The 6,701-nt window shown below is 67.9% G+C and carries 7 protein-coding genes and 1 pseudogene; 3 read left to right on the forward strand and 5 right to left on the reverse strand.

The features are described 5' to 3' along the window. Together NHG85_RS15695 and NHG85_RS15700 are read left to right on the forward strand one after the other, a co-directional pair. Nucleotides 1–218: pseudogene (locus tag NHG85_RS15695) on the forward strand (mannitol dehydrogenase family protein); the annotation flags it as partial. Beyond that, nucleotides 218–1,144, forward strand: a complete 927-nt coding sequence (locus NHG85_RS15700) for a sugar kinase (protein WP_253334021.1) — start codon at nucleotides 218–220, stop codon at nucleotides 1,142–1,144. The pseudogene NHG85_RS15695 and the gene NHG85_RS15700, both read left to right, overlap by 1 nt. A gap of 409 nt (nucleotides 1,145–1,553) precedes the next feature. Here the strand turns inward: NHG85_RS15700 and pcaF are convergent, their stop codons facing one another. From pcaF to NHG85_RS15715, 3 genes are read right to left on the reverse strand one after another with little or no spacing between them, the layout of a single operon-like run. Next, nucleotides 1,554–2,750, reverse strand: a complete 1,197-nt coding sequence (gene pcaF / locus NHG85_RS15705) for a 3-oxoadipyl-CoA thiolase (protein ID WP_253334023.1) — start codon at nucleotides 2,748–2,750, stop codon at nucleotides 1,554–1,556. A gap of 1 nt (nucleotide 2,751) precedes the next feature. Next, complete coding sequence (locus NHG85_RS15710; RefSeq protein ID WP_256500454.1) at nucleotides 2,752–3,435, reverse strand: 3-oxoacid CoA-transferase subunit B; 684 nt, start codon at nucleotides 3,433–3,435, stop codon at nucleotides 2,752–2,754. Next, nucleotides 3,432–4,139, reverse strand: a complete 708-nt coding sequence (locus NHG85_RS15715; RefSeq protein WP_253334025.1) for a 3-oxoacid CoA-transferase subunit A — start codon at nucleotides 4,137–4,139, stop codon at nucleotides 3,432–3,434. Before NHG85_RS15715 ends, NHG85_RS15710 begins: the two co-directional genes overlap by 4 nt. A gap of 132 nt (nucleotides 4,140–4,271) precedes the next feature. Between NHG85_RS15715 and NHG85_RS15720 the strand changes: the two genes are divergently transcribed. Then, nucleotides 4,272–5,033 carry an IclR family transcriptional regulator domain-containing protein gene (locus tag NHG85_RS15720; protein ID WP_253334027.1) on the forward strand — a complete coding sequence of 254 codons (762 nt, stop codon included), beginning with the start codon at nucleotides 4,272–4,274 and terminating at the stop codon, nucleotides 5,031–5,033. A gap of 39 nt (nucleotides 5,034–5,072) precedes the next feature. On the opposite strand, the gene NHG85_RS15725 is transcribed toward NHG85_RS15720, so the two are convergent. Further along, the gene (locus NHG85_RS15725) at nucleotides 5,073–5,981 is read right to left on the reverse strand and encodes an MBL fold metallo-hydrolase (RefSeq protein ID WP_253334029.1); all 909 of its coding nucleotides are present in this window, start codon (nucleotides 5,979–5,981) and stop codon (nucleotides 5,073–5,075) included. Nucleotides 5,982–6,143: 162 nt separating this feature from the next. Further along, on the reverse strand, nucleotides 6,144–6,701 hold a 558-nt coding region (locus NHG85_RS15730), incomplete at its 5' end, for a helix-turn-helix domain-containing protein (protein WP_253334031.1).

Below are 6,701 nucleotides of genomic sequence, written 5' to 3' on the forward strand. Positions count from 1 at the left end.
GGACCTATGCGCTGCGCGACCCGCGCGCGGCCGAGATCGCGACCGCGGTCGAACGGGCCGGGGGGGAGGCCGAAGCCTTGGTCGGCGGCCTTCTGCGGTTGCCGGGGCTGACCCCGCCCGCGCTTTTCGATGGTGCGTTCGAGGCTCGGACCGCCGAGATCCTGCGTGTCATGCTGGCCGACGGCATGGCCGCCGCGATCGCCGGGGAGGCCGCGTGATGCAGCTTCTGGCCATCGGCGAATGCATGATCGAGATGTCCGGCGGGCAGGAGAACTCCTGGCGCATGGGCTTTGCCGGGGACACGCTCAACACGCTGTGGTACGCCCGCGCCGGGCTCGATCCGGCCAAGGGACCGGTCGGGTATTTCACCGCGCTCGGAACCGACGGCTTCTCCGACCGGATCGTCTCGTTCCTGGAGGCGGGCGGGATCGCCACGGGCGCGATCCGGCGTCTCTCCGACAGACGCCCGGGCCTTTACATGATCGAGCAGAAGGACGGCGACCGCGCCTTCACCTATTGGCGCGAGACATCGGCGGCGCGCTGCCTTGCCGACGACGAGGCGACCCTCCTGGCCGCGATGGCCGGGGCGCGGATGATCTACCTGTCGGGGATCACCCTCGGCATCCTGTCCCGAGAGGCCCGCGACCGGTTGATGCGCAGCCTGCGTGCGGCGCGGGCCGAGGGCGCGACGATCGCGTTCGACCCCAACATCCGCCCCATGCTCTGGCCCGACCCGCAGGAGATGCGGGCCGCGATCATGGTGACGGCGGGGCTGAGCGACATCGTGCTGCCGAGCTTCGACGACGAAGCCCGCTGGTTCGGCGACGCCGACCCCGCCGCCTGCGCCAGGCGCTACCGTGACGCCGGGGCGGGCGAAGTGGCCGTCAAGGACGGCGGCGCCCCGGTCACCTTGTCGCACCACGACATTCCGCAGACCTTTCCTGTCGAGGCGAGCGCCGCACCGACCGATGCCACCGGCGCGGGCGACAGCTTCAACGGGGCCTATCTGGCGGCCAGACTTCAGGGGGCCTCCGCCGAGGATGCGACCAAAGCCGGCATCGCCATGGCCGCACGGGTGATCTCCGCGCATGGGGCAATCATCGAACTGCCGGAAGCTTCTCGTTGGTTGGGCCGATCGGCCTGACCGGGTTGGGCAGGAATGGCCTGGGATAGTCGACCACACATAATATACGACATAATATAGACTATAAGACAAAGGCGCCATTTTTTGGGGCGGAGTCACGTTCGGAGTGAAACTTCTGTGTGGAAACAGATGGTTACATGAAGAGCGGTCGGTGGGTACTTGCCATACAAACCTAGAGTTCGAAAAGAGGCTGCAAGATTGAGTGCTGATTGCGTCGACGCATTGGATGACGCGGATCTCGTACGGTTGGTCACGAGCGGACCCTTCCGTATGGGAAAGGCCTTCACCGGGGTCGCTTCTCGATCCGCGCGCAGAAACCGGCCGGCATCGTGCTCGCAAGTCCCGGCCTGTCACCGCTGTCGTCTTGATGAGCTTCGGGCGGGCCAGCCGCGCTGCCCCGCCCCGCTTGTCAGACCGCTTCGAGCGCCACGGCGATGCCCTGACCCACGCCGATGCACATGGTCGAGAGCGACTTCTCACCCGGTTTGAGCTCCAGCGCCGCCGTGCCGGTGATCCGTGCGCCCGACATGCCCAGCGGGTGGCCGAGCGCAATGGCGCCGCCATTGCGGTTCACCCGCGCGTCGTCGTCGGCGATGCCGAGGTCGCGCAGCGTGGCGAGGCCCTGGCTGGCGAAAGCCTCGTTCAGCTCGATCACCGCGAAATCATCCGGCGTCAGCCCAAGCCGCGCCATCAGCTTTTTAGAGGCGGGCGCCGGGCCAAAGCCCATGATGCGCGGCGCGACGCCCGCCGTCGCCCCGCCGAGGATACGCGCGATCGGCGTCAGCCCGTGCCTCTTTGCCGCCGCCGCGCTCGCGACGATCAACGCCGCCGCGCCATCGTTGACGCCCGAGGCATTGCCCGCCGTCACCGAGCCGCCCGCGCGGAACGGCGCGCGCAGCTTGGCCAGCGCTTCGAGCGAGGTGGCGCGGGGATGCTCGTCGGTGTCGACGACCCTCGGCTCCCCCTTGCGCTGCGGAATCTCCACCGGCGTGATCTCGCGCGCGAGACGCCCCGAAGCGATGGCCTCGGCGGCCTTTTGTTGCGAACGCAGCGCGAAGGCGTCCTGGTCCTCGCGGCTGATGGCGAACTCCTCGGCCACGTTCTCTGCCGTCTCGGGCATCGAGTCGACGCCGTATTGCGCCTTCATCAGCGCGTTGACGAAGCGCCAGCCGATGGTGGTGTCGAAGATCTCGGCCGCGCGCGAAAACGCGGTCTCGGCCTTGCCCATTACGAAGGGCGCGCGGGACATGCTCTCGACGCCCCCCGCGACGATCAGCTCCGCCTCGCCCGCCTTGATCGCCCGTGCGGCGGTGATCACCGCATCCATGCCCGAGCCGCAGAGCCGGTTCATGGTCGTGCCCGGCACTGCGACCGGAAGACCGGCGAGCAGCGCCGACATCCTTGCCACGTTGCGGTTGTCCTCGCCCGCCTGGTTGGCGCAGCCATAGATCACCTCGTCGACGGCCTCCCAGTCGACGCCGTCGTTGCGCGCCATCAGCGCCTTGAGCGGGATGGCACCCAGATCGTCGGCGCGCACGCCAGCGAGCGCGCCGCCATAGCGGCCGATGGGCGTGCGGATGTAGTCGCAGATATAGACGTCGGTCATGTCACAGCTCCGGTACGATGAGATCGGCCACAGGGCCATCGGTGTGCAGCGTCGCGCCGGTCACGGCCTGCAGATCGCCCAGCGAGATCGCGGCCAGCTTCTCGCGCAGCACGAAGCGGCCGCCCTCGATATCGACCACCGCCAGCGAGGTATAGACCCGCGTCACGCAGGCGACTCCGGTGAGCGGCAGCGAACAGCGCTCCACTAGCTTGGGCGCGCCGGTCTTGGTGACGTGGTCGGTGATCACCGCGACACGCTTGGCGCCATGCACGAGGTCCATCGCGCCGCCCACCGCCGGGACGCCGCCACGGCCGGTGCTCCAATTGGCAAGGTCGCCGGTCTCGGCCACCTCGAAGGCGCCGAGGATCGCCACGTCGAGATGGCCGCCGCGCACCATGGCGAAGCTGTCGGCGTGGTGGAAGAAGGCGGCACCGGGGTTGAGCGTTACCGCCTTCTTGCCGGCATTGATCAGGTCCCAGTCCTCTTCGCCCTCCGTCGGGGCGGGGCCGAAGTCGAGGATGCCGTTCTCGGTGTGGTAGATCGCCTGCCGCCCCTCGACCTGGTAGCGCGCCACCATCTCGGGAAAGCCGATGCCGAGATTGACGTAAGCGCCGTCCTCGATGTCCTGCGCCGCGCGCCAGGCGATCTGGGCGTTGGAGAGCTTGGTGCTTGCGATGTCGGTCATGGGTAGACGGCCTCCGCCCGGTTGAGCTCCTCTTCCTGCTGCGGGGCTTCGACCCGCACCAGCCGCTTCACAAAGATGCCCGGCGTCACGACCTGCTCGGGATCGATCTCGCCCGGGGCCACGATACGCGTCGCCTGCACGATCGAGACCGCGGCGGCCGCGCACATCAGCGGGCCGAAATTGCGACCCGCCGCGCGGTAGGTCAGGTTGCCGTGCCGGTCCGCCGTCTCGGCCTTGACCAGCGAATAGTCAGCCTTGAGCCAGCGCTCCTGCACGTAGCCGCGCCCGTCGAACTCGGCGGTGGGCTTGTCTTGCGCCAGATCGGTGCCGAAGGAGGTCGGCGTGTAAAAGGCCGGGATGCCCGCGCCGCCGGCGCGGATGCGCTCGGCAAGCGTGCCCTGCGGCACCAGCTCCAGCTCGATCCCCCCTGCGAGATACCGCTCCGTGAAGGCGCGCGGGTCCTTCGACTTCGGGAATGAGCAGATCAGCTTCGCGACCATCCCCGCCTCGATCATCGCGGCAAGGCCGACCTGGCCGTTGCCAGCGTTGTTGTTGATCACGGTGAGATTCTTCGGCCCGGCATCGATCAGCGCGTGGATCAGCTCGATCGGCGCGCCCGAGCCGCCGAAACCGCCGATCATCACGCTCGCGCCGTCGGGGATGTCCGCCACCGCATCGGCGGGACTGGCGACCGTCTTGTCCATTCTTCTGCTCCTCCGCTGGACCGCACCAAGGCGCGGCTGCATGAGGGCTGTCCTACGGTTTTGGCCGACAAAGGAGCAAGCCATGGGGTTCGCATCTCGATCTTTGTTCGTCTTGCGCCTAGTTTCGTGCGCATGGCGAACAAATCATCCGATGTCATCGCGGCCTTCACCAAGGGCCTGCGCGTGATCGAAGCCTTCGACGCGCAACATCCGCGACTTTCCGTGGCCGGGACGGCCGTGCGGACCGGGCTCGATCGGGCCACGGCGCGGCGCTGTCTGCTGACGCTGGTGGCGGAGGGCTACGCTTTGCATGACGGGAAGTATTTTACCCTGACGCCGCGGGTGCTGCGGCTCGGCATGGCAGCGCTCGCCACCCTGCCGCTGGCGCAGATCGTGCAGCCCTGGCTCGACCAGCTTTCCGAGCGCGTCGGCCAGTCGGCCTCGGTCGCGATCCGCGACGACACCGAGATCGTCTATCTCGCGCGCGCCGCACAAAAACGGGTGATGTCGATCGGGCTGATGCCCGGCTCGCGGCTGCCGGCGCATTGCACCTCGCTCGGTCGCGTGCTTCTGGCCGCGCTGTCCGAAGCGGAGGCGCGCGCCATCGTCGAGCGCAGCGATCTCGTGCCCCACACCGCCCTGAGCGTGACCGATCCCGACGAGATCATGACGCGCGTGGCGGCGGCCCGCACCGAGGGCTTCGCGATCATCGATCAGGAGGTCGAGATCGGCCTGCGCTCGATCGCGGTGCCGCTGATCGACGGCCATGGCCGGATCGTGGCCGCGCTCAATCTCGGCATGGCCGCGACGCAGGAGCGCGCGGACTCGCTCGCCGAAACCTATCTGCCCGAACTGCGCCGCGTGCAGGCCGGGCTCGCACGGGTGATCGGCTGAGCCCGGCGCCGCGCGCCTACTGCCCGGCGAAAAACCCGGTCAGAATTCGTCGAGATCCTCGGCCAGCACCACCTCGCCGTCGTAAAGCGCCTGCACCTCGCTCAGCGCCGTCTCGACGGGCGCGCCGTAATGCAGGATATGGGTCAGGACCAGCAGGTCGGGCCGGGCCTCGTTCGCGAGACGGGCCAGTTCGCTGGTCAGCGTATGGGACGAATGGTGGTAGGCCTGCCACTCGGGCGGCAATGCGCTCCAGCCCTCTTCGCTGATGACCTCATGCACGAGGATGTCGGCGCCCCGCGCCATCTCGAGCACGGTGTCGCTGTAGGCGGTGTCGCCCGAAATGACGATCGTCTTGTCGGGGGTCGTGACCTTGTAGCCGAAGGCAGGGTGTATGTCGCCATGCGAGACCGAGAACGCCTCGATGGTCACACCGTTCTCGTCGTATACCACGCCCGGATCCGCGATCTCGGTCACATCCACCTGGTAGAGCGAGGGATCCTTTACCGGCTGGTTGCCCCCCGTCCGCAGCGCGATGTCAGTCTCCTGCATCGCGTAGTGACTTTTGGTCATCGCCTGCAGCCCCGTCGGACCATAGGCCTTCAGCCTGTCCTCCCGCCGCCACCAGTAGGTCGCGGCCAGTTCGCCATAGTCGAGCGTATGGTCGCTGTGCAGATGGGTCAGGAAGACATGGCCGAGATTGGTCGGATAGAGTTCCTCGACACCCATGGTCTGCCATGCCTCGATGGCACGCTGCACCATGCCACCGCCGGCATCGAACAGATAGGCTTCGCCGTCATGGATCACGGCCAGCCCCGAGCCCGCGCGGGCGGCGTCGGGCACAGGCGTGCCGGTGCCGAGCATGATGAGCCGGGTTTCGGCCTGCGCTGCGGTCATGCCGAGCCCGAGCCCGAGCGTGATAAGCGCGCTGAGTGCTGCCAATCGTGTCATCGTTTTCCTCCCTGTATTCGAGCAGGCCAGCCATTGAGCGGTTGACCCTGCGTTCCCGCTTCGGGAGCGTTGTGCGACTCCAGGGGAAAGTGAAATGATATTATCAGGGCATTTCTTTCTGTTTTCGGAAAGCAAAGGGACTTCGGAGGTTCGGCAGGATGGTCAGGGCCAAGCCGCAAAGCTGCCGGATCCCACGGCCTTGCTCCGCGTCGCGCCGCGGCGGAATCGGCTGGGTGGGACGCCCTCCATGCGGGTGAAGAAGCGGTTGAAATAGGCCGGATCGGAAAAGCCGAGCCTGTAGCCGATCTGCGCGACTTGCAGCCCGGTCCCGAGCAGCAGGTCGCACGCCTGACGGTGCAGTTCGCCATGCAGATAAGCGCGCGGCGATTGGCCGGTGGCGCGGCGCACAGCCCGGCCCAGCTGGTCGCGGTCGGTGCCGAGGGCCGCGCAATACTCCGCGACCGGCCAATGCGCGCGGACCTGCTGGAGCGCCAGCAGCACGAAGCGGTCCGACAGGCCCCGCCCCTCGCCACCGCCCGTCGCGCGGCGTGCCAAGGCGATCCGCCACAGCGACAGTAGCACGAGGCCGAGCAGACAATCGCAGGCCGCATCGCCCCCCGGCCCGGCCGTGGCCAGTTCGTCGCGCAGCGCCTCGAGATGCGCGTTCAGCCTCGCCCGAAGCGGCGCCTCCTCCACTGGCAGCAGGAGCCTGTCGGCGAG

Origin of the sequence: Limimaricola litoreus (genome assembly GCF_024159025.1) — a bacterium.
Lineage (GTDB): Bacteria > Pseudomonadota > Alphaproteobacteria > Rhodobacterales > Rhodobacteraceae > Limimaricola > Limimaricola litoreus.

Excerpts from the sequence above, each read along its gene's own strand:
- NHG85_RS15700 (WP_253334021.1), top strand. The coding sequence starts at position 218 with ATGCAGCTTCTGGCCATCGGCGAATGCATGATCGAGATGTCCGGCGGG.
- pcaF (WP_253334023.1), bottom strand. The coding sequence starts at position 2,750 with ATGACCGACGTCTATATCTGCGACTACATCCGCACGCCCATCGGCCGC.
- NHG85_RS15710 (WP_256500454.1), bottom strand. The coding sequence starts at position 3,435 with ATGACCGACATCGCAAGCACCAAGCTCTCCAACGCCCAGATCGCCTGG.
- NHG85_RS15715 (WP_253334025.1), bottom strand. The coding sequence starts at position 4,139 with ATGGACAAGACGGTCGCCAGTCCCGCCGATGCGGTGGCGGACATCCCC.
- NHG85_RS15720 (WP_253334027.1), top strand. The coding sequence starts at position 4,272 with ATGGCGAACAAATCATCCGATGTCATCGCGGCCTTCACCAAGGGCCTG.
- NHG85_RS15725 (WP_253334029.1), bottom strand. The coding sequence starts at position 5,981 with ATGACACGATTGGCAGCACTCAGCGCGCTTATCACGCTCGGGCTCGGG.